The sequence below is a fragment of the Paraburkholderia sp. BL17N1 genome (assembly GCF_003634175.1).
In the GTDB taxonomy this organism is placed as follows: domain Bacteria; phylum Pseudomonadota; class Gammaproteobacteria; order Burkholderiales; family Burkholderiaceae; genus Paraburkholderia.
Genome location: NZ_RBIW01000001.1, coordinates 3,750,016 through 3,776,298 on the forward strand (window position 1 = coordinate 3,750,016; position 26,283 = coordinate 3,776,298).

The 26,283-nt window shown below is 64.7% G+C and carries 23 protein-coding genes; 2 read left to right on the forward strand and 21 right to left on the reverse strand.

Features of this window, described 5'->3' with window-relative positions; genetic code table 11:
• Positions 1-129 precede the first annotated feature (129 nt).
• The 11 genes from B0G82_RS16940 to B0G82_RS16990 all read right to left on the reverse strand — a co-directional run bounded on the left by B0G82_RS16940 (position 130) and on the right by B0G82_RS16990 (position 10,306).
• Positions 130-681, reverse strand: coding sequence for a hydrogenase maturation protease (locus B0G82_RS16940; protein WP_121308034.1), 552 nt, complete (start codon positions 679-681; stop codon positions 130-132).
• Positions 678-2,090, reverse strand: coding sequence for a hypothetical protein (locus tag B0G82_RS16945; protein WP_121308035.1), 1,413 nt, complete (start codon positions 2,088-2,090; stop codon positions 678-680). The genes B0G82_RS16940 and B0G82_RS16945 overlap by 4 nt, the downstream gene beginning before the upstream one ends.
• Positions 2,087-2,746, reverse strand: a complete 660-nt coding sequence (locus tag B0G82_RS16950; RefSeq protein ID WP_121308036.1) for a DUF6084 family protein — start codon at positions 2,744-2,746, stop codon at positions 2,087-2,089. The genes B0G82_RS16945 and B0G82_RS16950 overlap by 4 nt, the downstream gene beginning before the upstream one ends.
• Positions 2,739-3,377 carry a DUF5947 family protein gene (locus B0G82_RS16955; protein WP_121308037.1) on the reverse strand — a complete coding sequence of 213 codons (639 nt, stop codon included), beginning with the start codon at positions 3,375-3,377 and terminating at the stop codon, positions 2,739-2,741. The genes B0G82_RS16950 and B0G82_RS16955 overlap by 8 nt, the downstream gene beginning before the upstream one ends.
• A complete protein-coding gene (locus B0G82_RS16960) occupies positions 3,374-3,967 on the reverse strand; it encodes a NifU family protein (protein ID WP_158608151.1) in 594 nt (197 codons plus the stop codon). Before B0G82_RS16960 ends, B0G82_RS16955 begins: the two co-directional genes overlap by 4 nt.
• Complete coding sequence (locus B0G82_RS16965; RefSeq protein WP_116141585.1) at positions 3,964-5,778, reverse strand: nickel-dependent hydrogenase large subunit; 1,815 nt, start codon at positions 5,776-5,778, stop codon at positions 3,964-3,966. The genes B0G82_RS16960 and B0G82_RS16965 overlap by 4 nt, the downstream gene beginning before the upstream one ends.
• Positions 5,779-5,831: 53 nt before the next feature.
• On the reverse strand, positions 5,832-6,890 hold the full coding sequence (locus B0G82_RS16970; RefSeq protein WP_116117091.1) for a hydrogenase expression protein HypE: 1,059 nt from the start codon (positions 6,888-6,890) through the stop codon (positions 5,832-5,834).
• 335 nt (positions 6,891-7,225) lie between these two features.
• The gene (locus tag B0G82_RS16975) at positions 7,226-8,281 is read right to left on the reverse strand and encodes a HoxN/HupN/NixA family nickel/cobalt transporter (RefSeq protein WP_121308038.1); all 1,056 of its coding nucleotides are present in this window, start codon (positions 8,279-8,281) and stop codon (positions 7,226-7,228) included.
• Between the two features lie 134 nt (positions 8,282-8,415).
• Positions 8,416-8,808: a copper resistance protein CopC gene (locus B0G82_RS16980; RefSeq protein ID WP_116141589.1), complete on the reverse strand. Its 393-nt coding sequence runs from the start codon at positions 8,806-8,808 to the stop codon at positions 8,416-8,418.
• Between the two features lie 15 nt (positions 8,809-8,823).
• Entirely contained in the window at positions 8,824-9,729 is a 906-nt protein-coding gene (locus B0G82_RS16985; protein ID WP_199730098.1) for a hypothetical protein, read from the reverse strand.
• Between the two features lie 106 nt (positions 9,730-9,835).
• The gene (locus B0G82_RS16990) at positions 9,836-10,306 is read right to left on the reverse strand and encodes a DUF2946 domain-containing protein (RefSeq protein WP_199730099.1); all 471 of its coding nucleotides are present in this window, start codon (positions 10,304-10,306) and stop codon (positions 9,836-9,838) included.
• Positions 10,307-10,435: 129 nt separating this feature from the next.
• Between B0G82_RS16990 and B0G82_RS16995 the strand changes: the two genes are divergently transcribed.
• On the forward strand, positions 10,436-11,788 hold the full coding sequence (locus B0G82_RS16995; RefSeq protein WP_121308040.1) for a TAXI family TRAP transporter solute-binding subunit: 1,353 nt from the start codon (positions 10,436-10,438) through the stop codon (positions 11,786-11,788).
• A gap of 15 nt (positions 11,789-11,803) precedes the next feature.
• Here B0G82_RS16995 and B0G82_RS17000 read toward each other — a convergent pair whose 3' ends face one another.
• On the reverse strand, positions 11,804-12,622 hold the full coding sequence (locus B0G82_RS17000; protein ID WP_121308041.1) for a ProQ/FinO family protein: 819 nt from the start codon (positions 12,620-12,622) through the stop codon (positions 11,804-11,806).
• 200 nt (positions 12,623-12,822) lie between these two features.
• On the opposite strand from B0G82_RS17000, the gene B0G82_RS17005 reads away from it, so the two are divergent.
• A complete protein-coding gene (locus B0G82_RS17005; RefSeq protein WP_121308042.1) occupies positions 12,823-13,746 on the forward strand; it encodes a LysR family transcriptional regulator in 924 nt (307 codons plus the stop codon).
• Here the strand turns inward: B0G82_RS17005 and B0G82_RS17010 are convergent.
• From B0G82_RS17010 to B0G82_RS17050, 9 genes are all read right to left on the reverse strand, one after another.
• Positions 13,743-15,119, reverse strand: a complete 1,377-nt coding sequence (locus tag B0G82_RS17010) for an MFS transporter (RefSeq protein ID WP_121308043.1) — start codon at positions 15,117-15,119, stop codon at positions 13,743-13,745. The genes B0G82_RS17005 and B0G82_RS17010 overlap by 4 nt on opposite strands.
• 94 nt (positions 15,120-15,213) lie before the next feature.
• Positions 15,214-16,947: a GMC family oxidoreductase N-terminal domain-containing protein gene (locus B0G82_RS17015; protein ID WP_121308044.1), complete on the reverse strand. Its 1,734-nt coding sequence runs from the start codon at positions 16,945-16,947 to the stop codon at positions 15,214-15,216.
• Between the two features lie 144 nt (positions 16,948-17,091).
• The gene (locus B0G82_RS17020) at positions 17,092-17,898 is read right to left on the reverse strand and encodes an enoyl-CoA hydratase-related protein (protein ID WP_121308045.1); all 807 of its coding nucleotides are present in this window, start codon (positions 17,896-17,898) and stop codon (positions 17,092-17,094) included.
• Positions 17,899-17,902: 4 nt separating this feature from the next.
• A complete protein-coding gene (locus B0G82_RS17025) occupies positions 17,903-19,480 on the reverse strand; it encodes an AMP-binding protein (protein ID WP_121308046.1) in 1,578 nt (525 codons plus the stop codon).
• Entirely contained in the window at positions 19,473-20,054 is a 582-nt protein-coding gene (locus B0G82_RS17030) for a (2Fe-2S)-binding protein (protein ID WP_116141606.1), read from the reverse strand. The genes B0G82_RS17025 and B0G82_RS17030 overlap by 8 nt, the downstream gene beginning before the upstream one ends.
• A complete protein-coding gene (locus B0G82_RS17035) occupies positions 20,027-20,848 on the reverse strand; it encodes an FAD binding domain-containing protein (protein WP_106284347.1) in 822 nt (273 codons plus the stop codon). The genes B0G82_RS17030 and B0G82_RS17035 overlap by 28 nt, the downstream gene beginning before the upstream one ends.
• Complete coding sequence (locus B0G82_RS17040) at positions 20,845-23,883, reverse strand: molybdopterin cofactor-binding domain-containing protein (RefSeq protein ID WP_121308047.1); 3,039 nt, start codon at positions 23,881-23,883, stop codon at positions 20,845-20,847. Before B0G82_RS17040 ends, B0G82_RS17035 begins: the two co-directional genes overlap by 4 nt.
• Positions 23,880-24,506, reverse strand: a complete 627-nt coding sequence (locus B0G82_RS17045) for a UbiX family flavin prenyltransferase (protein WP_121308739.1) — start codon at positions 24,504-24,506, stop codon at positions 23,880-23,882. The genes B0G82_RS17040 and B0G82_RS17045 overlap by 4 nt, the downstream gene beginning before the upstream one ends.
• On the reverse strand, positions 24,499-25,983 hold the full coding sequence (locus B0G82_RS17050; RefSeq protein ID WP_121308048.1) for a UbiD family decarboxylase: 1,485 nt from the start codon (positions 25,981-25,983) through the stop codon (positions 24,499-24,501). The genes B0G82_RS17045 and B0G82_RS17050 overlap by 8 nt, the downstream gene beginning before the upstream one ends.
• Between the last annotated feature and the right edge of the window lie 300 nt (positions 25,984-26,283).

Genomic DNA, 26,283 nt, shown 5'->3' on the forward strand with positions numbered 1-26,283 from the left:
GTCCTTCATATTTGCCAGCACGCCCACCACCAATGCCGGCAATAAGAGGTACTTGAAAAAACCTTTCATGATGTCTCCCGCTTCAGTTATTCCACGCCGTATGCATGACGTGCCCGCACACCCCGCATATCAGGCCACGCGCGCGGCGCGCTGCGCGAGCCTCGCCGTCACGAGCCGCACCACCGTGTCAGCGGCCAGCTCCACCGCAGCCGCCACGGGGCGGCTCAAACTCATTCGCCCTTCTTCGCCTTGTTCGCAACCGAAATCCTGCGGCTCGCAGCCGAGCACGACAATGTCCTCGCAGCAGCCGCCGAGCATGCGCACGGTATGCAATACCTTGGCGGGGTCCATCTCATGCGGCGACGTCAGGATCGGCAGCGCGTACGGATCTTCGCTCGCTGTACTGTCCGACTCGTCGATGGACGGCTCGATCACGTACAGCGTGCCCGGCGCGCCGCCGCGCTGCGTGGCGTCGATCAGGATCGCGCTGTCCACGCCGTCGAGCAGCGCGTAACACAGATCGACGCCGCGAATGCCGAAGTCCGCGACGTCCACGTCCGCCGCGAATCCCGGCAAGTCGCCCGCGGCCAACTGTTGCTGCAAACGGCGCACCACTTCGACGCCGAAGCCGTCGTCGCCGAGAAACACGTTGCCGATGCCGGCCACCAGAATCGCGCTCATACCTGCCCCCGCCGTGCGCCGGCGGCCTGGCCGAGCGGCTCGATTTCGTCCGGCCCGAAGAAGAACCGGTGGCCCGGCATGCGCTGCACGCCGAAGTCCTTGCCCGGATCGTCGTCGATGGTCACGGCAACGTGCACGTGGTCGTCGAAATCGCGCTCGATCGATTCGATCGTCGCGACCATGCCGCTCAGCGCGATATCGAAGATGTCCGCGCGGCCGCGCGGGCGCAGACGCACCTGATCGCCGATGCGAATCTCCACGCCCGCGACCCGCACGCAGGCAAGATGCGGTCGCGCATCGAGTTCGGCCCACGGCGAAGCCGGCACGGCGCTCCGTGCCGGAGAAACCGGCGCGTCCACGCTCGCCGCATCGAGCGCGCGCACCTGCCGCAAGGTGCCGTGCAGCTTCTGCATCTGCTCGGCGCCCAGACCTTCGGTGCGCGCGAGCAAGGCGCGAGCGCGCTCGTCGGTGGCGACCATTTCGCGCTTTTCATCGTCGGTCATGGTGAGAATGCGCAGCGTGAGAATCTCGTCGATCTCCGTAGCGTCGAACAGATCGCCTGCGCTTTCGGGCGCGATCTGCGGGAAATCGTAGAGGATGATCGGCGAGGCGAGCATCGTGTCGGGCCGCTTTTCATCGCCGACCAGCACCGGCCACACGCCGATATTGCGGCACGCGGCCGAGGCCGCCGCGAGGTCGTCGGGCGGATCGATCGACGAGATCCATGTGCCGCGCTCGATGTTCAGCACGGTATGGCACGAGACCAGTGCATACAGCGACGCGGCATCGCGCGTGAGGTTGCGCGCCTGCTCGAGCGGCGTTTCATTGACGATGCGCACCTTCAGCCGATAGACGCCCGCCGCCACGCTCGCCGCACTGATTTCGACGCGGCCTTGCAGCGCCGCACGCGTGCGGCGCAACGCGCCACGCAGCGTGCCATGCCAGTCCGCCAGCGGTTCGAGTTCATGGCCGGCATCGAATGAAAAGGGAATCTCACGTGGGGCGTTCAGCAACTCGCCGAGCACCAGCACGGGCAGCGCGAGATGCCGTTCCGCCGCTTCCTGCCACGGCGTGTAGCGCTGTTCGTCGATATCGAGCCGGGATACCGTGCGCCATGCCGGCTCGCCCGACTCCGGCCGCACCGCGGCGCTCTCCGAGACGTCCAGCACCGTCCGCTCGATCACCTGCAAAAAGCCGGGCCGCACGGCCGCGCGCGTGTGCTCGCCGCCGCGCAGCAGACACTCGCTTTGCGTCACCCACGGATCGCTGCCGGATGCCTCCGCATAGGCGCGCGGATAAACGCCGCCGAAGGTCCAGCGTTGCCGGTTCTTCACCGAAGTCGGCCGGTACGGATACAGCATGTAGCCTTCGTACAGCACCGCCTGCACCACGCTCTCGACCGCGTTCACGATATGTCCTCCTCGAGCTTGTCGAGCAGACTCGTCACCGCCTGCTCCCAACTCGTCAGACCGCCACGGGTTTTAAAACGGGAGAGGCGATCGAACACGTCACGATGCAGGCATAGCCACGCGCCGTTCGGGTAATAGCGAGCCATCATGTCGCGCCATAACGCCACCGGAAGACGGTACGCTGCCTCCTTGTGCCATGGAATCGGCGCGGCCTGCAATGCGCCGTCGGGCTCGCGATAGAACACGGTGCCGCTGAACTGCAGCATCAGCGGAATCTCGCCCTCTTCCAGACCGTGAAAGTATTTGGTGGCGGCGACATTGAAGTCGTAGCTGCACGGTACGGTCAGATCGAGCGTGCATTCGCCGGTGAACGGTGGCGCGACCGCCGACGCATGCGTCCACAGCATCGTGCGCAACGTATCGCCCCAACGCGGCGGAATACCGAACAGGTCTTCGAGCCCGTACTGCTCGGAGGGTGCGTAGCGACGTTTCGCGGCCTCGATCTGGATCTGGCATTGCAGCATGATGCTGGCGATCTCGAGCTGCGCCGACGGGTCAGCCGCCGTATCGACGATATGCAGCTTGAACATCAGCAGCGGCGCCGCCGCAAACGGCACCACTTCCGCCGACTCGACGGTGAATGCGAGATCAGGCATGAAGCAAGCCCTCCGGTACGCGGCCATGAGTCTTCAACGCGGCAAAGAAACGATGGATCGCATTCCAGGCCTGCCGGCCGCCCGAGACGCCGCGCCATCGCGCGCGAATCACGCCGGTCAGCGCATAACATTGGTCGATCGGCACACGGTAATACTCGCGCGCGCCTTCGCTGCGGTTCACGAGCAGCGCTTCGACGTCGGGCTCCAGTTGCGCGAGCCACGGGTTGTCGGCAACGAGTTCGGTCCACGCCTGCAGATCCAGCAGCGACTGCGTGCCGCCCGCCGGTCCGGGATACAGCGCGACGATATGTTGCGCCGAACTGTCGTAAAAGAAGAAAGCCATGTCGATGGGAATCGCCAGCGCGTCCCACTGCGCGTCGCTCATGCGAAAGCCGTCGAGATAACGCGCGTCGCGCGGCACCGGACGATAACGCGCGTTCTGCTGATTGCCGAACAACAATGCGCAGGCACGGCAGCAGCAATGCAGTTGCCGTTTGGCGATCTCGAACAGATGAGGATGGTCGGCCAGCAGCAGCGCGCCGCACAACTCGCAGTGCGTGTCGTCGGCTTTGCGCACGAAATGGCGCACGGCCGCGACCCAGCCGCGCGTCGTGGCGACGGCGGACGTCATTGCGCGCCGGCCTCGGTCCGGCCGGCTACCCTGGTTTGCGTCTCAGTGCGCGTATTAGGCATGAAGCGCAGTTCATGCACGTTGACGTCCTGCAAACCCGCAATGTCGACACGCGTCGCCTCCGGCGCGGCTTCGAAAATCGCAAGCTCGATTTCCTGCCGCAATTCGCCGATCGAATTGTGCTTGCCTTGCAGACGCCCGGCCACTTTCACGCGTACCGCTTCTTCGGCGGCGTCGAGCAATTCGATCTGGATGCCCTGCACGCCGAGCAACGGCCGCATCTTCTCCACCGCTCGCGACACGCGCGTCGGCAGGTCTTGCGGATGCAAACCGTGCAACAGCAGCAGCGCCGATACGCCGGCGTCGCGTTCGAATGCTTCGAGCATGGCGTCGTCCATCGCCCCGACGGACGAAACGATTTCCAGCAGACGCGCGAGCCCGTTCGCATGCAGATCGAGCACCACCTGCAGCAGTTCCTGAGCGCTCTCGCGCGCCGCCGGATCGTCGAGCGTCTCCAGCGCCGCAATCAGTTCCTCGATGCGGCGTTGCTGGGCGGCGACCGGGCTTTGGTCGCTCGTCCGGGTGCTCACGTATGCGCTCCCTGCATCACACCGAAGGTCGGCGAGTGCGAGGTGTCGATGGTCTTGCCGTTGCCCACGTACATATGCACGCCGCACGGCAGGCATGGATCGAAGCTGCGCACCGCGCGCATGATGTCGATGCCCTTGAACTTGTCGGGGCCGTTCTCTTCGAAGATCGGCGTGTTCTGCACGGCGTCTTCATAAGGTCCGGGCGTGCCGTAGATATCGCGCGGATTGGCGTTCCATGGCGTGGGCGGATACGGATGGTAGTTGGCGATCTTGCCCTCGCGGATCACCAGGTGATGCGAGAGCACGCCGCGCACCGCCTCATGGAAGCCGCAGCCGAGCCCTTCTTCCGGCACCGTGAAGTCGCTGAACGTGCGGGTGCGGCCCGCGTGCAATTCGGCGAGCGCCTGCTCGGCGAAATACAGCGCCGCGGCTGCCGAATAAGCCTGAAAATACGTCCGAGCGCGATCGCGTTCGAGCGCATTGCTCCACTTCGGAATCTTCCATTCGAATTCGACCTCGGGCTTGAGCGCGGTCTTCGGCAAATAGATCTTCACGCTGTGACCGGTCGCCTTGATATAGCCGATATCCACCAGTCCCGCCAACGCCGTGGACCACAGTCGCGCAATCGGACCGCCACCGGTATCGAGCGCGAGGTGGTCGCCCGTGCGCTTGTCGAGCCAGCGCGGCGACATTACCCACGTATAGTTGCCGTCGAATTTGCGCTTCTGCGGATGCGGCAGCGTGGTCTGATTCCACGGATGCTTGCGGTCCACCGGATTGCCGAGCGGGTCGTTCTTCACGAAGGTTTCTTCGTGATCCCAGTCGTCGTAATAGGAACTGCCGAGCAGAATGCGAATGTTCAGGTTGATGTCGACGAGATCGGTCGTGACCAGTTCTCCGTCCACCACCACGCCCGGCGTGACGAACATGCCGCGACCCCATTGCGTCATGGTGTTGTAGTTGTAGTCGCACACGTTCGGGTCCTGGAACGAGCCCCAGCAGCCCAGCAGAACACGGCGCCGGCCCACTTCTTCATAACCGGGCAATGCCTCGTAGAAGAAGTCGAACAGATCGTCGTGCAGCGGCACGACCTTCTTCATGAACTCCACGTATTTCATCAGGCGCGTGATGTAGTCGGTGAAGAGCTGAATGGTCGGCACGGTGCCCACACCGCCGGGATATAGCGTCGACGGATGCACGTGGCGCCCTTCCATCAGGCAGAACATTTCGCGCGTGTAGCGGCTCACCATCAGCGTCTCGCGGTAGAACTCGCCGGTAAACGGATTGAGCGCGGTCATGATCTCCGCGATGGTTTTATAGCCGTGCTTGTCCGCATGCGCAGCGGGTGTTTTTTGCGCCTTGGCCCACACGCCCGGATTCGTTTCCTTGACCATCGTCTCGCAGAAGTCCACGCCCACCAGGTTGTCCTGGAAGATGTTGTGGTCGAACATGTATTCGGCCGCTTCGCCGAGGTTGACGATCCACTCGGCGATCATCGGCGGCTTCACGCCGTAGGCCATGTTCTGCGCGTAGACCGAGCAGGTCGCGTGATTGTCGCCGCAAATGCCGCAGATCCGGCTCGTAATGAAATGCGCGTCGCGCGGGTCCTTGCCCTTCATGAAAATGCTATAGCCGCGAAAGATCGACGACGTGCTGTAGCATTCCGCCACCCGACGGTTCGCAAAATCGATCTTGGTGTAAATCCCCAGACTGCCGACGATCCGCGTAATCGGATCCCAGTTCATTTCGACCAGCTTGCCCGGCGCTGCCTGGGTGGTGCTGGTCGCTTCAGGTGCGGTGCTGACGGCCATGACCTTCTCCTGCTGACTATGCTGACGACACTGACTGCGCGAAATCCGCCTGCTCAGCGACGGTAACCGGTGGTGAGTTCCGAACGGTTGTGACGCCATTTCGGCTCATCGTTGAGCGTGTTTCTGGTCAGTTTGCGCAAGCTGCGGATCAGCGGGCCATAGCTCCTGATCAGATTCGACGACAGCACCGCGCCGGGCGGCTCGTCCATGAACGGCATGAACTTGTCAGGAAAGCCCGGCATCGTGCAGCCGATGCAGATGCCGCCCACGTTCGGACAGCCGCCTATGCCCGCCATCCAGCCGCGTTTGGGCACGTTGCATTGCACGACCGGTCCCCAGCAACCGAGCTTGACGATGCAATTCGGGCTGCCGTATTCGGTCGCGAAGATCGCCTGCTCGTACGAACCGGCCCGGTCGCACCCGTCGTGCACGGTGCGCGTGAACAACCACTTCGGCCGCAATGCGTCGTCGAGTGGAATCATGGGTGCGAGGCCCGCGAGCTGATACAGCAGATACAGCAGCGTCTCCATGAAGTTATCCGGCTGCACCGGACAGCCCGGCACGTTGACGATCGGCAGGCCTGCTTTCGACTTCCAGTCCCAGCCGAGATAATCGGCGAGGCCCATACAGCCGGTGGGGTTGCCTTGCATCGCGTGAATGCCGCCATACGTCGCGCAGGTTCCCGCGCCGACCACCGCCAGCGCGCGCGGCGCGAGCCGGTCGAGCCATTGCGGAATCGTGATCGGGTCGCCCGTGTCAGGGTCGGTGCCCAGGGCGGCCCAATAGCCCTCGCGATTGATACGCTCATTGGGAATCGAGCCTTCCATCACCAGCACGAAGTTATCCAGTTCGCCACGCGCCGCCTGATGAAACGGCTTGAGAAACTCGTCGCCGTTTTCGTACGCCAGTACGGGATTGTGGAGATGGACCTTCGGCAAGCCGGGAATCGCGCCGAGAATCACGTCCTCGATACTCGGTTGGGTGGCCGCGGTGATGGATACCGAATCGCCGTCGCAGCCGAGGCCCGCGGTAATCCAGATGATGTGCACTTCCTTGAGGGCCGGCGCGTGCTGAGTCTTGCGCCCATAGGGGACGTTGTCTGCTTCCGCCATGATGTGTCTCCACTACGTTCACGTTCTTTTTGGACAAGCAAAGATACGTGGCGAGCGCCGCACGGCAGTCACGTGTCCAGCAATCGATCAGGGGTCATTTCCGCGTGGGGAGCGGTTAAAAAGATCGGATTTGCTGCATGTTTTCGTTTGAATGGTGCTCATCGCAATGAGCCCGAAAAACTTGTTCGAGTATAGTTCAGCGATACGAAATACCCCAATTTTCATAGCTTTTCGTGAAACTTCGCGTGCCGCGATAACCGCATCCGTGCGCCTGTGCAATTCTCTGACGATAGCCCTTAAGGGTTCGGGCCACGCTTATTTTTCATGCGCGGTCATCAGGAACGGACTTCCATTTCGCCGATTCGCTGCCACTTATAAACCGCGGCGGACAATAACCAGGCGGCCGCGAAGACGCAAACGATCGCATAGCCGAGCATGCCGACGTGATCGTTAAGAAGCGCCACCGTCTGCCAGAATCCGCCATTTAAATGCAGCTTGTCGGCCGCGAGCCCAAGTCCTTCGATGCTGCCGACCAGCAGTGCCACCAGCACCGAAATCGTCGTGATGGTGAGGTTGTAGTAGAGCTTGCGGACCGGCTTCACGAAGGCCCAGCCGTAGGCGCCCAGCATGAGGATGCTGTCGGTGGTATCGATCAGCGTCATGCCCGCCGTAAACAGCATCGGGAACACGAGGATCGACCAGATCGACATGCCTTGCGCGGCGCCCGCCGCGGAAATGCCGAGCAAGCCGACTTCGGTCGCGGTATCGAAACCAAGGCCGAACAGAAAGCCGAGCGGGTACATATGCCAGCTTCGTGTGATCAGGCGAAACAGCGGACGGAAGAAGCGCGCGAGAAAGCCGCGATTGGCGAGCAGCATGTCGAGATCTTCGTCGACATACGGCTCGCCGCGGCGCACGCGCCGAAACGCGCGCAGCACGGAACGCAGCACGATGAGGTTCAGCAGCGCGATGGCAAACAGGAAAAACGTCGACACGAGCGTGCCGATCATCGCGCCCGTTTCCCTGAATCCGCCCAGCCGGGTTTGCAGGGCCATCGCGGTGACGGCGATGCCGAGCGTCGCCAGTACGACGATGGTGGAATGGCCGAGCGAGAACATCAGCCCTGCGCTCAGCGGACGCTGGCCGGACTGCATGAGCTTGCGCGTGACGTTGTCGATGGCGGCGATGTGGTCCGCGTCCACGGCGTGCCGCAAGCCGAGCGAATAAGCCAGCAGGCAGGAACCCATCAGCAGCGGATAGCCGCGAAACGCCGCGAGGGCCGCAAGCCATGCGGCGAGATTGAAGGTCAATAGCGACGCGTAGAGCCAGGCGATCCGCCGGCGCTGGTGGCCCGGCGCCGCTGTCGGAAACGCCTTCACGGACTCCGTCATGTGTTCTTCTCCTCAGAGCGAAGGCGAAGACGGCTGCTTTGCACAGCCTGGCGCTCAAAGCGTCTTTTCGATAATAGACCTTTTCAGACGCTGCGCCATCGCCCGATGGATGACGCAGCGCATCACCGCTTCAGCTACTTCACATTGAACGCATAGTCGCCGTGGGTGCGATGTCCGTCCGACGCCACGGCCACCCAGTGCACCGTGTAGTGACCGGCCGCGAGCGCCGGCAACGGCACGGTGATCAAGGCCCGCTGATGCTCATCGACCGTGGCCTTCTCCGTGTTGACCTGCTTGCCGCTCGCGTCGGTCACCGTCAGCGAACTGAACGCGGCTTCGAGCGGGCCGTCGAACATCACGCGCACCTGCGCGGGTGACGTCACCGTTGCGCCCGCGCCCGGCTCCTGCTTCTGCGGAAAGACATGCGCGAAAGCCGCGCTTGCCAATGCAAGTCCGGCGAACAACGACGCCAGTTTCGCCACGGTACGTGTGCCACGCAAACGTGGATGTTTCATCGTGTCATTCATCGTTACTCTCCTGCGTCACTGAAACAGCGGTTTGCCGATCGTGGTCGGCGCGACATCGTCGAAGAAGATATGCGCCTGCACCAGAATGCCCACATGCGAGCCGCTTGCGCGATTGATCGGGATTTGCGCCTCCACGCCGAACTGTCCATAACGGTTGATCCAGATGAAGCCCGGATTGACCGTGCCGGTCGTCTGCCCCTGGCTGCGCGACAATGGAATTTCCACCAGCGGAATCAGATTGGCGAACGGTTGCGGCAGGCCAACATCGCGCACGTGCTGCTGCAAATACGGCAAGCTGTACTGCACGGTGAACCCGTAGTTGAACGCGTTCGGCTGTCCCGCGCCGGTGGTCAGCGCCGGCCCCGCTTCGCCCGTGATCGCGATCGGCCGCAGATACGCGAGCGACTCGGGCAGATCGCCCATGCCCTTGCCGACGTAGACGGTGGGCGAGATGGTCGAGAAGTTATCCGCGATCGCGCGGCTGCCCGTGCCGCCGAGTTCGGCATCCACGCCGATCGAGGTCATGAACTCGTGCGCGTCGTTGACGTACAGCAGGTACTTCAAGCCGACGCCGAAGTTGTCGAAACCGCTCGCCCGCGGGTTGTTCTGCATCGCATACGTGCCGTCGACGGACACCGCGAGCCGCGACGTGATCAGCTTGTCGTACTCGAAGTCGAAGGTATTGATGCTCTGGTCGCCGTTCTCGCCAGGCACGCGTTGATGGCCGAACTGGAGGTTGGCTTCGTCGCCGACGCCGGGGTCGTCGACGGCCAGCGTCGCTGGGAAAACGCGGTTGCCCGCAATGGCGTGGGCGCCGGCGAGCGTTGGCGCGCACAGCAAGGCGCCGGCAATGGCGGCAATAGTGACGAGCAGCGCCGCCGAGCGCAGCGGCTGCGCGCGGGGCGTTGAGTGGATAAGCATGATTCATCCTGTTTCATGGGTCGTGACAATGCCGGCGCGCACAGTCGACAGGGACGTGCGGCGGCAGCCGCGATGCAGTCGATGCATCGCGCCGTGGTGACTCGAATCAGGATGCGAACGGAGGGGCGCGGGGTTGAGCGAACGTAAGCGGCTCGACGCGGCGCACGCTTTCGAAGCGGGTCGCGACGGTGTGCTGCAGAGCGCGGACGGCAACGACGAACAGTGCCTCGACGCTCGGCACGGCCGGCATGTGGGCGAGCAGGCTGCAATAACCGCAGGCGTCGCCGTCGGACATGGCGGTGTGGCCGGTGTGGCCGGTGTGGTCGGTGTGGCCGGTGTCTTTGCCGGCGGCCTGATCGGACATGCCTGACACGACCGACGACGCGTCCGGCATGTCCTTTCGCATGGCGTCCATCGACCCCATGGACGCCATCGACGGCATATCGCAATGCTCGTCCGACATGGCGCCTTCATCGGCGCGAGCGGCGAGTGTGTGCGAGATCGTCGGCGCGAGCGTGGCCATCAGGATCGCGAACAATCCCAGCCAACTGCCGATCTTCCGATAGAAACGACTCACGATGCGCCTGGCAACACAATGGGGAAGCTGTCGCGGATTATGCCACGGTCAATAGAGCAAACTGCCGACGGTAAAGCCGCCGCGGACAGTGGACAATGCGATCATCCCGGCTCCCGGCATGGAGTGTCCATGAAAGCGCAGCGCCCGCGTCCCCCGCAGTTTCCCGGCGAAGAACCGCATGCCGAGTGGCGCGACCATACCCTGCTCTATGCCGTCGTGGCGGCGGCCATCATTTTGACAGTGACGCTGGTCGTCTGGCTGATCGATCCGGCGCCGCCCAAGACGATCACCTTGAGCGCCGGCCCGCGCGACAGCTCGTTTTTCATCGCCGCCGAGCAGTACCGGAAAATTCTCGCCCGCAACGGCATCAAGCTGAACGTGCTGGAGTCCGATGGCTCCGTGCAGAATCTGCAACGGCTGCTGGACCCGAAGCAGCACGTCGACGTCGCGCTCGTGCAAGGCGGCGTGGCCGACGGGCTCGACACCTCGTCGCTCATGTCGCTCGGCAGCGTTTTCTATATCCCGGTGGTGGTGTTCTATCGCGGCACGGGCTTGAGCCAGCTTTCTGAACTGGAAGGCAAGCGCATCGCGGTGGGTCGCGAAGGCAGCGGCACGCGCCTGCTTGCGCTGAAACTGCTGGAAGCGAACGGCATCGAGCCGGGCGGCGACACCACGCTGGTGCCGAGCGACGGCCTGCAGGCCGCCACCCAACTGGTGGCCGGCAATGTCGACGCGGCGATCCTGAACGGCGATTCGGCCACGCGCGGCCTGATGCTGCGCCTGCTCAAGGTGCCCGGCGTGTCGGTGATGAACTTCGACGAAGCGGGCGCCTATACGCGTCTTTTTCCCTATCTGGACCAGATCGACCTGCCCGCCGGCGTGCTGGATCTGAAGCGCCGGATTCCGCCGGAAACGGTGCATCTGATCAGCCCGACCGGCGAACTTGTGGCGCGCACCACGCTGCATCCGGCCATTTCCGATCTGCTGATCGAAGCGGCGCAGGAAGTGCACGGCATGCCGGGGCTGTTGCAGCGGGCGGGAGAATTTCCGAGTCCGGTCGCGCGTGAATATCAGATCAGCGAGGACGCGCAGCGCTACTACAAGACCGGCAAGAGCTTTCTGTACCGCACGCTGCCGTTCTGGCTGGCGAGCATCGGCGACCGTACGCTGGTTCTGCTGCTGCCGATGGCCGTGCTGCTGTTCCCGGCCATGCGTCTGATTCCGGCGCTGTATCGCTGGCGGGTGCGCTCGCGCATCTATCGCTACTATGGTTCGCTGATTGCGATCGAACGCGGCGCGCTCATCGGTTCGACCGACGAGGAGCGCAAGCGGCTCTTCGCGGAACTGGATCAGATCGAGGATTCGTTGAATCGGCTGCGCATGCCGCTCGCTTACGCCGACGCGTTCTATGTACTGCGCGAACACGTCGGCTTCGTGCGCAGCCGGCTGGCGGCTGCGTCGCGGCAAGGCAGCCACCCTTAGGCGGGGTGGCGGGTTTTACGCTTCGCGGGTGGCCGGCGAGTCGGCCGGTTCGGCGGCCGCTTCGTGGGCGACCGGCGTAGCCGTCGAATCGGCCTGCGGCGTGCCTGCTTCGGCGGCTTGCGAGTCCGCAGCGGCTTCGGCCGGCGCAATGGTTGTGTCGGCTGGCGCATTCGGCGTTTCGGCAGCGGCTTGAGCGCCCGCTTCCGTGCCTGCCTCGCCGGCCGCGTTTGCGTTCGCCGCGCCGGCTGCCGCCTTCGCCGCACCCCTGGCCGCGCGATGCGCCTGCAGACGCTGCGCACCGGCGGCTTCCTGCGCCGTGACCTTGCCCGCCTCGGCGCCCGTCAGATCGACGCGCGCCGCGCCTTCCACGAGACATTTCCAATAGCGGCTGCCACGGCACCAGGTCTTGATGGCGTCGCGCAATTCGGCTTCGCTCAGCGACAGTTCCTTGGCATGCACCACGAGGTCTTCGAAAATACCGACCTTGAGCGGCAGCTTGGGCGCCGGATTCTTGGGGAACGCAATGGGGAAGCGTTTCTGCAGCCGCCCGATCGATTTCACCACCGGGTCCACCGGCTTCGCCTCCACCGCCGGTTTGGCGTCGGACGCGGCTGCGGGCGCGGCACGGCGCGGCGGCGCCGGCTTGCGGGCAGGCCTCGCGCCCGGCTTGGCGGCGTCTTTGGCGGCGGGCTTGGAAGCGGGCTTGGAAGCGTCCTTGGCCGGCTTGGATGCGTCCTTCGAAGCAGGCCTGGCGCCGGACTTCGCGGCAGGCGCAGCCTCGCGGCGAGCCGCGGCCAATTGCTTCTTCAGTTCAGCGAGTTGTTCGAAACCCATAGCGCACAGTCGATCGAGAAAGACGAGATTGTAGCAGTGTAAGGAAACAGGTTCGTGACGACGCGCACGCCGCGCCGCGCGGGCTTCCCCGCGGGCTTGCAAGCAGGCGCGGCGCGGCACGGTTAAACTCGGAGCTTCCGGTCCTTCCCGCCCCGTTTCCTCGCGTTTTTACATCGGTTTCCGACCCGCTCCCGCGTTTCATGGACCTCAAGCAAATCCAGTATTTCATCACGCTGTTCGAAGACGGCTCCGTCACGCGCGCGGCGAAGCGGCTCAATATCGTCCAGCCCGCGCTCAGCATGCAGATTTCGAAGCTCGAAACCGAATTGCGCCAGAAACTCTTCGAACGCGGCCCGCACGGCATGACGCCGACCGACGCGGCGCGCCAGATGTACCGCCTGTACACACCAATCATGCGGGACATCGAGCGGGCGCGCGACCAGTTGAGCCGCCAGGACGCAATCGTGACGGGGCGAGTGTCGCTCGGCATGGTGTCGTCCGAGGCGGAAAGCGTGCTGCCGGAGTCGCTCGCCAGGTTCAACGCGATGTTCCCGCAAGTGGAAGTGTCGGTCGCCGACGGGTTCAGCGCGCAGTTGATCGACGCGGTCGAAGCGGGCCGGCTGGATGCAGCCATCATCAACAAGCCGCGCGGGCGTCTCACGCTCGACGTGGTGCCGCTGGTCGACGAGGAAATGGTGCTGGTGACGAGCGCCGCGCTCGGCCCCGAGTTGCCGCCGGACGTCGATCTCGCGCAACTGGCCGGCATCGAGCTGGTGCTGCCGACCCGCCGCAACGGCCTGCGCGGCGTACTGGACGCGGCGCTGCTGGCCGAAGACGTGGTCATCAAGCCGAAGTTCGAGATCGACCTGCTGAACACCATCGTGCAGTTCGTCGAACAGAGCAGCGTCGCGACAATCCTGCCGCGCGTGGTGGTTCAGCGCAAGGTCGACGAGGGGGTGCTGTGCGCGCGCACCATCACGTCGCCGCCAATCGTGCGGCACATCATCCGCGTGAGCCATCCGAAGCGGCCGATCGGGCCCGCGGCGCACGCGCTGATCGAGATCATCGGCGAAGAGATCCGGCGCGTGACGACGGGCGCACCCGTCGACCCGTCTCCGAGCTAAACCGGTTCGCGCGCCGCGGCCTGTTCGAGCCGCCCGCGCGTTTCCGGCACGACGAACGCGCCGATCAGGAAAATCACGCTGATCGCGCCGACGAAGATCGCCAGCGTCATCGGCAACTCGCTCGCGTCTTTCGCCACCAGCGAGACGGCGGTCGGCATCATGCCGCCAATGGCAAAGCCGATGTTCCATGAGAGCCCGGTGCCGGTCGCGCGAATCGCGGTCGGGAACCGTTCGTTCAGGAAGATCAGGATCGGCGCATAGCCCGCGCTGCCGAGCGCGCTGAGAATCACCGCGTACACGCCGATCATGGTGACGCTTTGCGCCGTGGGCAGCAGCAGGAACAGTGCGGGCAACGCGAAGAGCCGGATCAGGCCGAGCCAGATGAAAGTGGACTTGCGGCCAATGAAAGTGCTCAGATGCCCCGCCGCCACCGACGCGATCACCACCGCCACGCTGCAGATCAGCAGGATCGCCGCCGCGGCGCCGTTCGGCGCGTGGCTGACCACCTTGAGGAAGGTGGGCAGATAGCCCGAGGTCAGGTAATAGCCGCTGCCGCCGCCGATAGTCAGCAACAGGTTGACGAACAGAATCGACCGATAGTCGCGGGAAAACAGCGTGCGCACGGGCGAGCGCGCGATTTCGACCGGCGTGTCGTGCTTCTGTGCCGCGGCCTTGGCGGCCTTTTCGGCGGCGAGCTTTTTCCACAGCGGCGACTCTTCGAGACTGCTGAAGACGAACAGTCCGAGCACCGAACTGATGATGCCGGTGAAAAACATGCAGCGCCAGCCCCACACCTCGAACGCCGCGCCGGGGAATAGCGCCGACATCGCCAGATACGTGAGCGAGGCGAGCAACGCGCCGAGCCCCGCTCCGCCGCCGCCGATCAGCCCCGACACCGCGCCGCGATATTTCGGCGCGACCGATTCGGTGCCGATGGTATGCGTCGATGCCACCACGCCGCCCACGAACACGCCCTGCACGAGGCGCAGCATGAGGAACAGGATCGGCGCGACGAGACCCACCTGCGCGACGGTCGGCAGCAGGCCGAACGCGGCCGTGGAAAGCCCCACGCCGACCACCGCGATGATCATCGCGCCCTTGCGTCCGTGGCGGTCCGCGTAGGAGCCGAACCATGCCGAACCCAGCGGGCGCATCAGCAATGTCACGGCAAACGACGCATACACCGCAGCGAGCGAGAGCATCGCATGCTCGGACGGAAAGAACAGCCGCCCGACCACCGGCGCGACGAATAGCAATACGAACAGATCGAACAGATCCAGTGCCCAGCCGAGGCACGAGGCCATTACCGCACCCATCACTTGCCGCTGGTCTACCGCGGGCAAGGCGGCGCCATTTTGCGCTGCTACAGACATCGTCATCTCCTTGACTATCAGCGGGGCCGTCTCTCGATCGTCCCCGTTTGTAGGCACGTTCTCTTGCGCGTGCTCTTGGTGGTGTTAAGAAACCTTATGGCGAGGCCGCGGTGAGCGGCGCCGTCTTCGATCCAGCATTGGCCTCGCGCCGCGCGAGCATCGCGTCGGCAATCTTTTCGGCCATCATGATGGTCGGGATATTCGTATTCGCCGCGGGCAGGCGCGGCATCAGCGAGGCGTCGACGACCCGCAGGCCGTGCGCGCCGTGCACACGGCCGGAAGTGTCGGTTACCGCCGTGGCGTCGTGCGCGTCGCCCATCCGGCAAGTACCGCTCGCGTGCCAGACGCCGAACACATTCGCGCGGACAAAGTCTTCGAGCGCGCCCGGCTCGGCCAGCAGCGCGGACATGCGCTGGCCTCGCGTGAAGAAACGCTCGATCAGCAGACGCCGCAACGGCGCGGGCGTATCGAGCAGCATGCCGAGCAGCGAGGTTAGCGCCGCATTGCCCTTGCCGACGCGGCTCAGCGCTTTCACACGCGGTGAAAACGCGGCCGGGAAAAAGTCGCGCGGGTTGTCGCCGAGACCCGACGCCTCGACGATCTTCGCGAGTATCCGCACGCCGTGGACGAGGCGCGCGAGATCGCGCGGATCATCGAGCAGATTCAGATCGACGCGCGGCGCCACCGCTGGATCGGCGGACACGAGTTGCACGCGGCCGCGCGAATAAGGCCGGTTGCACCAGAGGAAAAACAAGCCGAGCCGGTTGCCGAGCGCATGCCAGGCGGCGCGCGTCGCACTCGACAGATACAGATCGGACTCGTCGCAGCCCGCTATGCCCGAGGTAAAACGCGCGGCCGTCATGCTCGCGCGGCGGCGCGAGAGCGGCATGCGAAAACGCCGCTCGAGAAAATGACAGAACGTGAGCGACGGATGATCCTGGAGATTGCGTCCCACGCCCGGCAGATCGACTCTGCACTCGATGCCGAGCGCGTCCAGTTCCGCCTTCGCGCCGATGCCGGCGCGCATCAGCAACGCGGGGGATTGCAACGCGCCCGCGCTCACTATGACTTCGTTGGCGTCGAAACGGATGCGCGCGCCGCTGCGCTCTACCGCGACCACGCCGCGCGCCACACGCCCTTCCATGAGGATCGACTCGACGCGCAAGTCCGCATAGATGCGCAGATTGCGGCGCTGACGCGTCGCTTCGTCCAGATAGGCCGTTGCGGTCGATACGCGCCGGTCGTCGAGATTCGAAAACGCGCCGGGAAAATAACCGTCGCCGAACTCGGCGTTCTGATCCTGCAAGGCCGCGAAACCATTTTTCCGCATGCCGTCGGCGAAGGCATCGCAGAACGCCGGCCAGTACGCCGGCAGAATGCGGCGGATCGGCACCGGACCATCTCTGCCGTGCAACTCACCGGCCGGAAAATCTACATCGCGTTCGAGTTTGCGGAAATACGGCAGTACGTCCTGCCATGCCCAGCCACTCGCACCGTTGGCGGCCCAGTCGTCGTAGTCGCGCGGCAGGCCGCGATTGGCCGACTGCACGTTGATGCTCGACCCGCCGCCCATCACCCGGCCCTGCTCGTAGACCCGAGGCGCGGCGGTGCGTGTGGCGCTTGCCTTCAGTTCCGGCCAGATGTATTTATCGCCGCAGAAAACCGGCATCGGATAGCTGTCGAGAATCGCCGCAGGCACCTTGCCGGGCGGCGTATCCGCGCCGGCTTCGATCAGCGCGACGCGCAGCGACGCGACTGCCGACAGACGATGCGCGAGCACGCACCCTGCCGATCCGCCGCCGACGATCACGTAATCGAAGCGTTCCATCCACCTGTCTCCTTTGTCGACCGGAGTTAGCGCTTTAGCGCTTATTCCGGTCCCATGCAAAGCTGTCGACCGGAGTTAGCGCTTCAGCGCTTACTCCGGTCCCATGCAAAGCATCTTCCGATTTCCCTTTGCCCAGCGTTCGCCTTAACTGCCGCGAAACACCGGCTTGCGCTTACCGTGAAACGCCTCGACGCCTTCGCGGAAATCGTCCGAGGCGCGCAACCGGCTATAGCAGTGACCTTCGAGTTCGATCGCGATCGACAGCGGTGCGTCCTCGGTATCGTTGAGCAGCTTCTTCGCGGTCCGTTGCGCGAGCGGTGAGAACGCGCGCAGTTCATCCACCAGCGCGTCGGTCGTCGCCTCGAGTTCCGAGTCGGCCACGCATTCGACTGCGATGCCCCACTCGTAAGCCTGCTTGCCCGGAATGCGGCGCGAGCGCATCACGATGTCCTTGGTGCGGCCGATGCCGACCATCTGCTGCAACCGCGCCGAGCCGCCCGAGCCCGGAATCTGCCCGAGTTTCTGTTCCGGCAGCGCGTAGAAACTGGTGTCGGTGGCAATGCGGAAATCGCACGCGAGCGACAGTTCGAAACCCACGCCGAAACAGAAGCCGCGATTGGCCGCGATCACCGGCTTCGAACAACGCGCCGGCGCCGCGATATTCCACGCGAGCTTCGACACGGTTTCCGGCGATGCTTCCAGAAAGCCCTTGATGTCACCGCCACTCGAAAAGTGTTCTCCTTTGGCGCGCACCACGATCACGCGCACACGCGGGTCGTCGTCGAGCGCCTCGAAGGCGGCGCGCAACTGATCGCGCGCATGCATCGAAATCACGTTGAACGGCGGCCGGTGCAGGACAATGTCGGCACGCTCGCGCGCTGCGTCGATCTCGATGGAAAAGCCGTCGAGATCCTGCAGCAGGCTCTGGCCGCGGTGAGTCAATTCGGTCATGGGTTCACTCCTTGGTAGTTTGCGTGTGAGATGCAATAGCTTCGCCGCGGGTGTCGGGCTCGTACTCGCCCGCGGACAGCTTGCGGCGCAGAATCTTGCCGACCGGCGACTTCGGTATGTCGTCCACGAATACGTATTCGCGCGGACGCTTGAAGTTGACGAGGTCGGAGGTGCGGCAGTGCGCGTCGAGCGCGTCGGCGTCGACGTACTCGCGGCGTTTCACGAAGGCGACCACACGCTGTCCCCAGCGTTCGTCTTTCACGCCGGCCACCGCGACCTCGTCGACCGCGGGATGCAGCGACAGCACCGACTCGATATCGACCGGCGAGATGTTCTCGCCACCGCTGATGATCATGTCGTCGACGCGGCCGGAGACGTACAGGTCGCCGTCGGCGTCGAAGAAACCCGTGTCGCCCGTGAAGTACCAGCCCTCACGCAACGATTTGGCGTTCGCATCGGGACGATTCCAGTAGCCTTCGAAGGCTTCGTCGCCGAGCAGGTCGGCGATGATCTGGCCTTCCTCGCCCGCTTGCGCCAGGTCTTCGGGCGTGAGGGCGTCGAGCCTGACGACGCGCAAGCGCGTGTTGATGCCCGCGCGCCCCGCACTGCCTGGCTTGCGCGTGGCGTCCTGATCGATGCTGAAGGTGTAGACCTCGGACGAGCCGTAGTGATTGACGAACAGGTCCGGTTCGAACGCCGCTGAGAGGCGCTTGAGCAGACCGTCGTTCATCGGCGCGCCGGCGAAACCGAGCTTGCTCACTGTCGATGTATCCGTCGACGCGAAAGCCGGATCGGCCAGCAGATCGTGGTACAGCGTCGGCACCAGATAGAGGCAGGTGAGCTTGTGTTGCACGATCGCAGCGAGCGCGAAGCGCGCATTCCAGCGGCGCACACAGACGAACAGGCCATCCACCAGCGCCATCGAGAGCAGCGAGCGCACGCCCATGGTGTGATAAAGCGGCATCACGCCGAGCGTGCGTTCGCCGTGGCCGTACTGGTTCTGCGCGACATGCGCGAGCGCCGCGGCGCGTTCATGGCGATGACGGCGCGGCACGCCTTTGGCCTTGCCGGTGGTGCCCGAGGTGTAGAGGATCAGCGAGTAGTCGTTGGCATCCGCGCGCGCTTGCGCGTCGTTCGACGTGTCCGGCGCGGCCTGCGCCAGCAGTGTGTCGAAGCTCGCGGTGCAGCCTTGCACGTCGTCGAGACCGATACGCGGCAAGCGCTGCGCGGCGGGACTTTGCGCCACGGCATCGGCGCAGACCGGTTCGTACACGATGGCCTTCACACCGGCATCGGTTACGCAGTATTCGAGTTCATCGGGTTTCGCGCGCCAGTTCAGCGGCACGATCACCACGCCCGCGAACTGGCAGGCCCAATGCAGGGTCGCCATTTCCCAGCGGTTTTGCAGTACCACCAGCAAGCGGTCGCCATGCCCGAGACCCAGACCGCGCAGACCTTCGGCCACCTTCACGATGAGGGGATGCCACTGCGCGTACGTCAGCGCCAGTTCACCGTCGACGAGAGCGAGCGCATTGGGGCTGCGTTCCACGCTCTGCAAAAAAGTTCGGCCGAGGTCAAGCATGAGCGGCCTCCACGGTTTCACTAGCCGCCTTGCCTTGCCGGCGCCGTGCCGCCACGTCGAGCACCGCGGCGACGATCGGCGTATAGCCCGTACAGCGGCACAGATGGCCCGAGAGCATGTCGCGCACCTGGGCTTCGCTCGGATCGGGCACGCGCTGCAGATAGTCCGCGCACGACATCAGTATCCCGGCCGTACAGAAACCGCACTGCAACGCGTGATGACGCTGGAACGCCTGCTGCAGATCGCCGAGCTTCAGGTCGGGCGCGAGTCCCTCCACCGTGTCGATGCGGCGGCCATCGGCCTGCACCGCCAGCATCAGGCACGAGCGTCCCGCCACGCCGTCCACGTGCACCGTGCACGCGCCGCACACGCCATGCTCGCAGCCGACGTGCGTGCCGGTCGCGCCCAGTTCATGACGGATGAAATCCGACAGCAGTTCGCGCGGCTCGCAATAGCCGCTGCGTTCACGGCCGTTGAGCGTCAGCGTGACGCATTGCCGTTCGCCCTGCCGCACTATGTGCACGACGTTGCCGTTCGATGTGTTGCTCACTTCGCCTCCTCGATCACGCGCCATCCCAGTTGCCGGACCAGATGCCGGCGATACGCCGCGCTGATATGCGCGTCGTCCTGTGCGCCTAGTTTCCAGCTCAAATCGTTCAGTGCGCTGCGCAGATCCTCGTCACGCAGACGCGGCCATTGCTCGACCACCGGCCGGTCCGCGACGCCACCCACCGCGAGGCGGATCGAATCGCTCGTCACGACAGCCGCGCACGCGGCCATCGCGAAGTCGCCGTGGCGCGCGGAGAACTCCGTGAAGCCATAGCGCTCGCCCGGCCGCTTCAACGGGAAGCGCACGGCTTCGACCAGTTCGTCCGGCTCGCGCGCAGTCATCAACATGCCTTGGAAAAACTCGCCGGCAGGCACCACGCGGTGTTTCTTTTTCGAGCGCAGCATCACGTCGCCGCCGAGCGCGGCGAGCACCAGCGGCAATTCCGCGCTCGGGTCGGCATGCGCTATCGAGCCGCACACCGTGCCGCGATTGCGGATCTGAAAGTGCGAGATATGCGGGAACGCCATCGCCAGTAACGGCACTTCGTCGCGCAGCGATTCGCGCCACTCGACGCTGCCTTGCGTCGCCGCCGCGCCCACCGCCAGCAAGCCGGCCTTGTGATCGACACGCACCGAGTTCAGCTCGTCGGTGCGCGAGATATCGATCAACATGCGCGGCTGCGCGAGGCGCATGTTCAGAACCGCCATCAGCGACTGGCCGCCGGCCAGCACGCGGGCGTCCTCGCCGTGTTGCGCGAGGGCGTCGAGCGCATGCTGCGTCGTCATGGCCCGCAGATAATCGAACGGCGCGGGCTTCATGGCTGTCTCCTGAAACGGCCCAGCAGGCGCGAAAGCCATGAGCCGCCGGTGTGAACTGGTTTGCCCGCCGCCTGACGGCCGAGCGATTCGAACAGTTGGCGCAACACGACCTTGGCCGCGCCTTCGAGCATGCGTCCGCCCACTGCCGCGACCTTGCCCGATACCTGCGCTTCGTAGTCGTAGGAAAGACGCGTGCCGTTTTCGATCGGCGTCAGTTCGACGAGGCCGCTGCCACGCGCGCTGCCGAGCGACGATATGCCCGCGCCCGCCAGACGCAGCCGACGCGGCGCGTCGATTTCGGACAAGCCGATCTTCGCTTCGAAACGCGCCTTGATCATGCCGACGCCAACCGTCACGTCGGCGCGATACTGGTTCGTGCCTTCGGCTTCGAGCGCGTGGCAGCCGGGTATCACTTTCGCGAGCGCGTTCGGATCGAGCAGCACGGCAAAAATCGCTTCCGGCGACGCCGGCAAATCGACGCTGCCCTGCGCGGTGAGCGCCTTGCCGCCACCCGGCGTCGCCGGTTTGGCGGCGGGCGCTTCACGCAACTCGGGTCGCGACGGCTCCGGATCGTCGATGCCGATCAGCGCCATGACCTTCGAAGGCGTCAGCGGCAAACGGATATCGTCGACGCCGAGCGCGTCCGCCACCGCATTCGCGATGCACGGCGGCGTACTCATGTTGTTGCCCTCGCCGAGTCCTTTCGCGCCGAGCGGCGTGAACGGCGACGGTGTTTCCAGATGCACGATCACCGGATCGGGCACTTCGCAGGTGGTCGGCATCAGATAGTCGGCGAGCGTGCCGGACTGGAAGCTGCCGTCCGCGCCGTAGCGGAATTCCTCCATCAACGCAGCGCCGAGTCCTTGCGCGAACGCGCCGCGAATCTGGCCGTCGGCGAGCGCAGGGTTCAGCAGCGTGCCGGCGTCGTGCGCGGTGACGTAGCGGTCGATCCGCACGCGGCCGGTGGCGTGATCCACTTCGACGCCGCACATGTCGAAAGCAAAACCGTAGGCGGCCGATGTGTTGACGCGATCGTTCTCATCCGGCGCGGCCATGTTCGGCGGATTCCAGAACACCGTCTCGCGCAAGCCGGGCTCTTCGCCTTCGGGCAACAGCGCGGGCGCCCAATGCGGCGCATTGGCGGCGACGCGGCCGAACGGCTGCGCGCGATCCTCGGCACCCTTTGCAAAAATCCTGCCTTCTTCGAAACGGATATCGTCCGGCGCGCAGCCCATCTGCTTCGACACGATGCGCGCGATCTTGTCGCGCACGCGCACGGCCGCGAGATGCACCGTGCCCGCCACCGCGCCGGCGAAGCGGCTGGAATAATTACCCGCCGCCACCGACCACGCGTCCTTGTGCGTATCGAATTCGACATTGACAATGACGTCATCCGGCGACACGCCGAGCACGTCCGCGACCACTTGCGCGCACACCGTCATATGCCCCTGGCCCGCGGGCGTCGATGCAATCGTGACCACCACGCCGCCGAGCAGATCGACGCTCACGGTCGCGCTCGCGATCGCGCCGCTCTTCGGCCCGGCTTTCTTGCGCGCCTCGGCGGGCATCACGGTCGTGATGTAGCCCATGTTCGACACCGACGGCTCGACGATCGCCGCGAAGCCGATCCCGTACAGCCGCCCTTCCTTGCGTGCCGCCGTGCGACGTGCAAGCAGCTCGTCATACCCGCCTTCGCTCAGCGCGCGGCGCAGCGCTTCCGGATAGTTGCCCGAGTCGAGCAGCGCACCCGCCGCGGCGCGATACGGGAACGCATCGGCGGCGACGAAATTGCGGCGGTACACGTCGAGCACATCGAGGTTCAGTTCGAGCGCGATGCGCTGCATCAGCCGTTCGAGCGCGAAGTACACCTGCGGACCGCCGAAGCCACGCACCAGACCCGTCGGTGTCTTGTTGGTCAGCACGACGCGGTTGCGCACGAGCAGATTGTCGATTGCGTACGCGCCAGTCAGGCAGCCGTGCATGCGATAGAACGTGGCCGGTTCCGGCGCGCGCAGATAGCCGCCGCAATCTTCGAGTTGATCGTAGGAGAGCGCCGTGATGCGGCCGTCGCTTTCCACGGCGGCTTCGAGCGTCGAGAGGCGCGCGGTCGCGGAGGTCGCCGCACTCAGATGCTCGAGCCGGTCCTCGACCCATTTCACCGGCGCGCCCGCCTTGCGCGAAGCGAGGCACATCAGCACCACGTACGGAAACACCGCCTGCTTCACGCCGAAGCTGCCGCCCGAATCGCGCGGCGCCTTGTGACGCAAACGGTTGGCGGGCACGTTCAGCGCCATCGCCATCACCGCGTGCAGCGAGAACGGCCCCATGAAATTGGACGTGACGTCGTAGCCTTCGTCGCCGGCCAGGTATTCGGCGATCACCACACCGCATTCGATCGGCGCACAGGTATTGCGCGGATAATGCGCCACCAGTTTCACGCGATGCGGCGCCTTGTCGAACGCGGCTTCCGGCTCGCCGTAGCGGAAATGCCGGTCGCTGATCACGTTGCTGCCCACTTTCTCGTGCAACACCGGCGATGCATCGCTCGCCGCCTGCTCGATCGAGGTGACCGGGTCGAGCGTGGCGTATTCGACCTTGAGCAGATCGAGCCCGTCTTCGGCGATGGCGCGCGATTGCGCGAGCACCACCGCCACCGGTTCGCCGACATAGCGCACGCGGTCCATTGCCAGCGCCCACTGTTCCATCGGCGATTTCACGCCGACCACGAAAGGCCGCGACCAGGCGCGCAGGTCGTCGCGTGTCAGGATCGCGTGCACTCCAGGCAGCTTCGACGCGGCATCGGTGTCGATCGACACCAACTCTGCATGCGCGTGCGGCGAGCGCAGGATCGCGGCGTGCAACGTGCCCGGACGAATGCCGATGTCGTCGCCGTAACGGCCGCGACCCGTGAGAATCGCGGGATCTTCCAGACGCTCCATCGGGCGGCCGAGATGACGTCGCGGGCGTTTATCCAGTTCTGGTTCGCATTCACGCGTCGCGGTGTCGCCTGCGTGAAGCAAGTCGCGCTGATTCATTCGTCCACTCCCGAGCGGCGCTCCGTGAATTCGTCGGCGAGCCCGCTCCAGCGCTGCGCAATCTCGCGATGCTCGATACCGAACAGATCGAGAATGCGCCCCACCGTGTGATCGACCACGTCCTCGATAGACTTGGGATGCGCGTAGAAAGCGGGCACCGGCGGCATCACGATCCCACCCATCTCCGTCACGGAAGTCATGTTGCGCAGATGCGCGAGATTGAGCGGCGTTTCGCGCGCGACCAGCACGAGCCGGCGACGCTCCTTGAGCATCACATCGGCGGCGCGCGTGAGCAGGTTGTCGGCGAAACCGTTGGCCACGCCCGCGAGCGTCTTCATCGAGCAAGGCGCTATCACCATGCCTGCCGTGATGAACGAACCGCTTGCCACCGCCGCGCCGATGTCGCGCACGTTGTAGACCACGTCGGCGAGACTGTCCAGATCGCCGCGCGTCATGCCGAGTTCCTGCGCCGCCGTGACCGCGCCGGAGGCCGACACGATCAGGTGCGTTTCGTGCGTGCCGAGGCGGCGCAGCGCCGCAAGCAGACGCACGCCGATCGACGCGCCGCTCGCGCCGGAAATGCCGACGACGATGCGCTGCGGCTTATGTGCGAGCTCAGTCATGCGCGCCATCCAGATAGCTGTCGAACGCGGCGTTGTCGGCGGCGACGAGTTCGTCCAGATTTACCGTGTCCTGGCCCGGAATGCGCACCCGCGTGAACACGTGCGACGCATACACCACCGGCCGCGTGGCGTCGAGTCCCATCTTCGCGCTCACGCCTTGCAGATGCGGCGGCGCGTCTTCCGGCTGACCGACGGTGGTGGACGGATCGAGCGGCGAACCTTGCGCGCCTTCGATCACGACCAGATCGCGATCAGCCTGGAAGCGCGTGGCGATGGCCCATTCGATTTCGGCCGGATCGTGCACGTCCACATCGGTGTCGACCACGACCACCTGCTTGATGTCGTAGTGCGCGCCGAACGCGCACAGAATCACGTTCTTCGCTTCGCCTTCGCGCTTCTTATCGAACTGCACCCACAGGTGATAGCGGCACACGCCGCCCACGGAGAGATGCACGTCCTTCACGTTAGGATGACTACGTTGCAGATGGGCGAGCAGCGTCGCCTCGCGCGGAATCGCGCCGAGCAGCAGATGCTCCATTTCCGCCGGCACGATCGTATGAAAGATCGGCTTCTCGCGATGCGTGAGCGCGGTGACTTCGATCACTTCACGCGCTTCCTGTGCGCTGTAGTACTTCGGGAATTCGCCGAACGGACCTTCCAGTTCGCGCACGTTGGGCAGAATGCGCCCTTCGATCACGATCTCGGCGAAGGCCGGTACATTGACGCCGTTGCTCACGCATTTGACGACCGGCAGCGGCGCGCCGTGCAGCGCGCCGGCGATTTCCAGTTCGTCTGAATCGATTGGGGAAATGGCTTGCGAGGCGAGCATCGTCAGCGGATCGACGCCGATCGCGATGGCGACGTCGAGCGCATCGCCGGCCTCTTCCGCGGCTTTCTGGAATGCGTACAAGTGGCGCGGCAGCAGCAGGATCGCCATGCGATCAGGCCCATGCACCTGAATGCGGTTGATCGACACGTTCTGCACGCCGGTGCGCGGATTGCGCGCGATCACGAGACCCGCGGTGATATATGGCCCGTTGTCGTGCTCGCTGTGCGTGGGAATCGGCAGCAGCTTGTGAAGGTCGATGCCGCCGGTATGCACGACCTGCTGGCAGGCCGCTTCGGCGCGTGAAATTTCCTTCGAGGGAATCGGCTGATCGGCCGCGTCGCGAAAGCGCTTCAGCAGATCGGCCTCGGCCACACCCATCGCTTCGGCGATCCAGGCGCGGCGCGACATGAAACCGCTGACCACCGGCACGTCGTGACCGCCCGGTTTCGTGAAGAACGCGGCTTGCGTGGCGTCGAGGCGCTTGGCAATCGCGGCAAGTTCGTGTTCGAGCGCCACCGGCCTGTCGATCGTGGCCAGCCGGCCCGTGCGCGCCAGATGCGCCAGCCAGTCGCGCAGCGTAAGCACGCCGGACGGGCGGCCCCACGTCAGTTGGAAAGTACCGTGCGATGCGGCTTCGCGAGTATTCATCTACGTCTCCATCCGTGCCCCGGCTTCATGTCCGAACCGGACTGCCAGTTGATGATGGAAGCGTAACGAGATCGGCGTATAACTTCTAATATTGATTATTGATGCGTTGAATCATTCCCGATGATATGCGCGTTAGCACCAATGACAGCCAATTGTAGGCAGGATATCAATAGACACCGCGCGGCTCGCGGCGCATTCTGCGGAGCTGGAGCCAGGGTTCAGGAGCATCCATGGAGCGCGGTTCCTGTCTTTATCTGATACGGCGCGTCTTTCTCATTACGTTTGCTGATGTTTTATTCA

What these genes read in the sequence shown, in the direction of transcription:
- B0G82_RS16940 (WP_121308034.1), bottom strand. Translation starts at nt 681, where the DNA reads ATGAGCGCGATTCTGGTGGCCGGCATCGGCAACGTGTTTCTCGGCGAC.
- B0G82_RS16950 (WP_121308036.1), bottom strand. Translation starts at nt 2,746, where the DNA reads ATGCCTGATCTCGCATTCACCGTCGAGTCGGCGGAAGTGGTGCCGTTT.
- B0G82_RS16955 (WP_121308037.1), bottom strand. Translation starts at nt 3,377, where the DNA reads ATGACGTCCGCCGTCGCCACGACGCGCGGCTGGGTCGCGGCCGTGCGC.
- B0G82_RS16965 (WP_116141585.1), bottom strand. Translation starts at nt 5,778, where the DNA reads ATGGCCGTCAGCACCGCACCTGAAGCGACCAGCACCACCCAGGCAGCG.
- B0G82_RS16970 (WP_116117091.1), bottom strand. Translation starts at nt 6,890, where the DNA reads ATGGCGGAAGCAGACAACGTCCCCTATGGGCGCAAGACTCAGCACGCG.
- B0G82_RS16975 (WP_121308038.1), bottom strand. Translation starts at nt 8,281, where the DNA reads ATGACGGAGTCCGTGAAGGCGTTTCCGACAGCGGCGCCGGGCCACCAG.
- B0G82_RS16980 (WP_116141589.1), bottom strand. Translation starts at nt 8,808, where the DNA reads ATGAATGACACGATGAAACATCCACGTTTGCGTGGCACACGTACCGTG.
- B0G82_RS16985 (WP_199730098.1), bottom strand. Translation starts at nt 9,729, where the DNA reads ATGCTTATCCACTCAACGCCCCGCGCGCAGCCGCTGCGCTCGGCGGCG.
- B0G82_RS16995 (WP_121308040.1), top strand. Translation starts at nt 10,436, where the DNA reads ATGAAAGCGCAGCGCCCGCGTCCCCCGCAGTTTCCCGGCGAAGAACCG.
- B0G82_RS17000 (WP_121308041.1), bottom strand. Translation starts at nt 12,622, where the DNA reads ATGGGTTTCGAACAACTCGCTGAACTGAAGAAGCAATTGGCCGCGGCT.
- B0G82_RS17005 (WP_121308042.1), top strand. Translation starts at nt 12,823, where the DNA reads ATGGACCTCAAGCAAATCCAGTATTTCATCACGCTGTTCGAAGACGGC.
- B0G82_RS17010 (WP_121308043.1), bottom strand. Translation starts at nt 15,119, where the DNA reads ATGTCTGTAGCAGCGCAAAATGGCGCCGCCTTGCCCGCGGTAGACCAG.
- B0G82_RS17015 (WP_121308044.1), bottom strand. Translation starts at nt 16,947, where the DNA reads ATGGAACGCTTCGATTACGTGATCGTCGGCGGCGGATCGGCAGGGTGC.
- B0G82_RS17020 (WP_121308045.1), bottom strand. Translation starts at nt 17,898, where the DNA reads ATGACCGAATTGACTCACCGCGGCCAGAGCCTGCTGCAGGATCTCGAC.
- B0G82_RS17025 (WP_121308046.1), bottom strand. Translation starts at nt 19,480, where the DNA reads ATGCTTGACCTCGGCCGAACTTTTTTGCAGAGCGTGGAACGCAGCCCC.
- B0G82_RS17030 (WP_116141606.1), bottom strand. Translation starts at nt 20,054, where the DNA reads ATGGCGCGTGATCGAGGAGGCGAAGTGAGCAACACATCGAACGGCAAC.
- B0G82_RS17035 (WP_106284347.1), bottom strand. Translation starts at nt 20,848, where the DNA reads ATGAAGCCCGCGCCGTTCGATTATCTGCGGGCCATGACGACGCAGCAT.
- B0G82_RS17040 (WP_121308047.1), bottom strand. Translation starts at nt 23,883, where the DNA reads ATGAATCAGCGCGACTTGCTTCACGCAGGCGACACCGCGACGCGTGAA.
- B0G82_RS17045 (WP_121308739.1), bottom strand. Translation starts at nt 24,506, where the DNA reads ATGACTGAGCTCGCACATAAGCCGCAGCGCATCGTCGTCGGCATTTCC.
- B0G82_RS17050 (WP_121308048.1), bottom strand. Translation starts at nt 25,983, where the DNA reads ATGAATACTCGCGAAGCCGCATCGCACGGTACTTTCCAACTGACGTGG.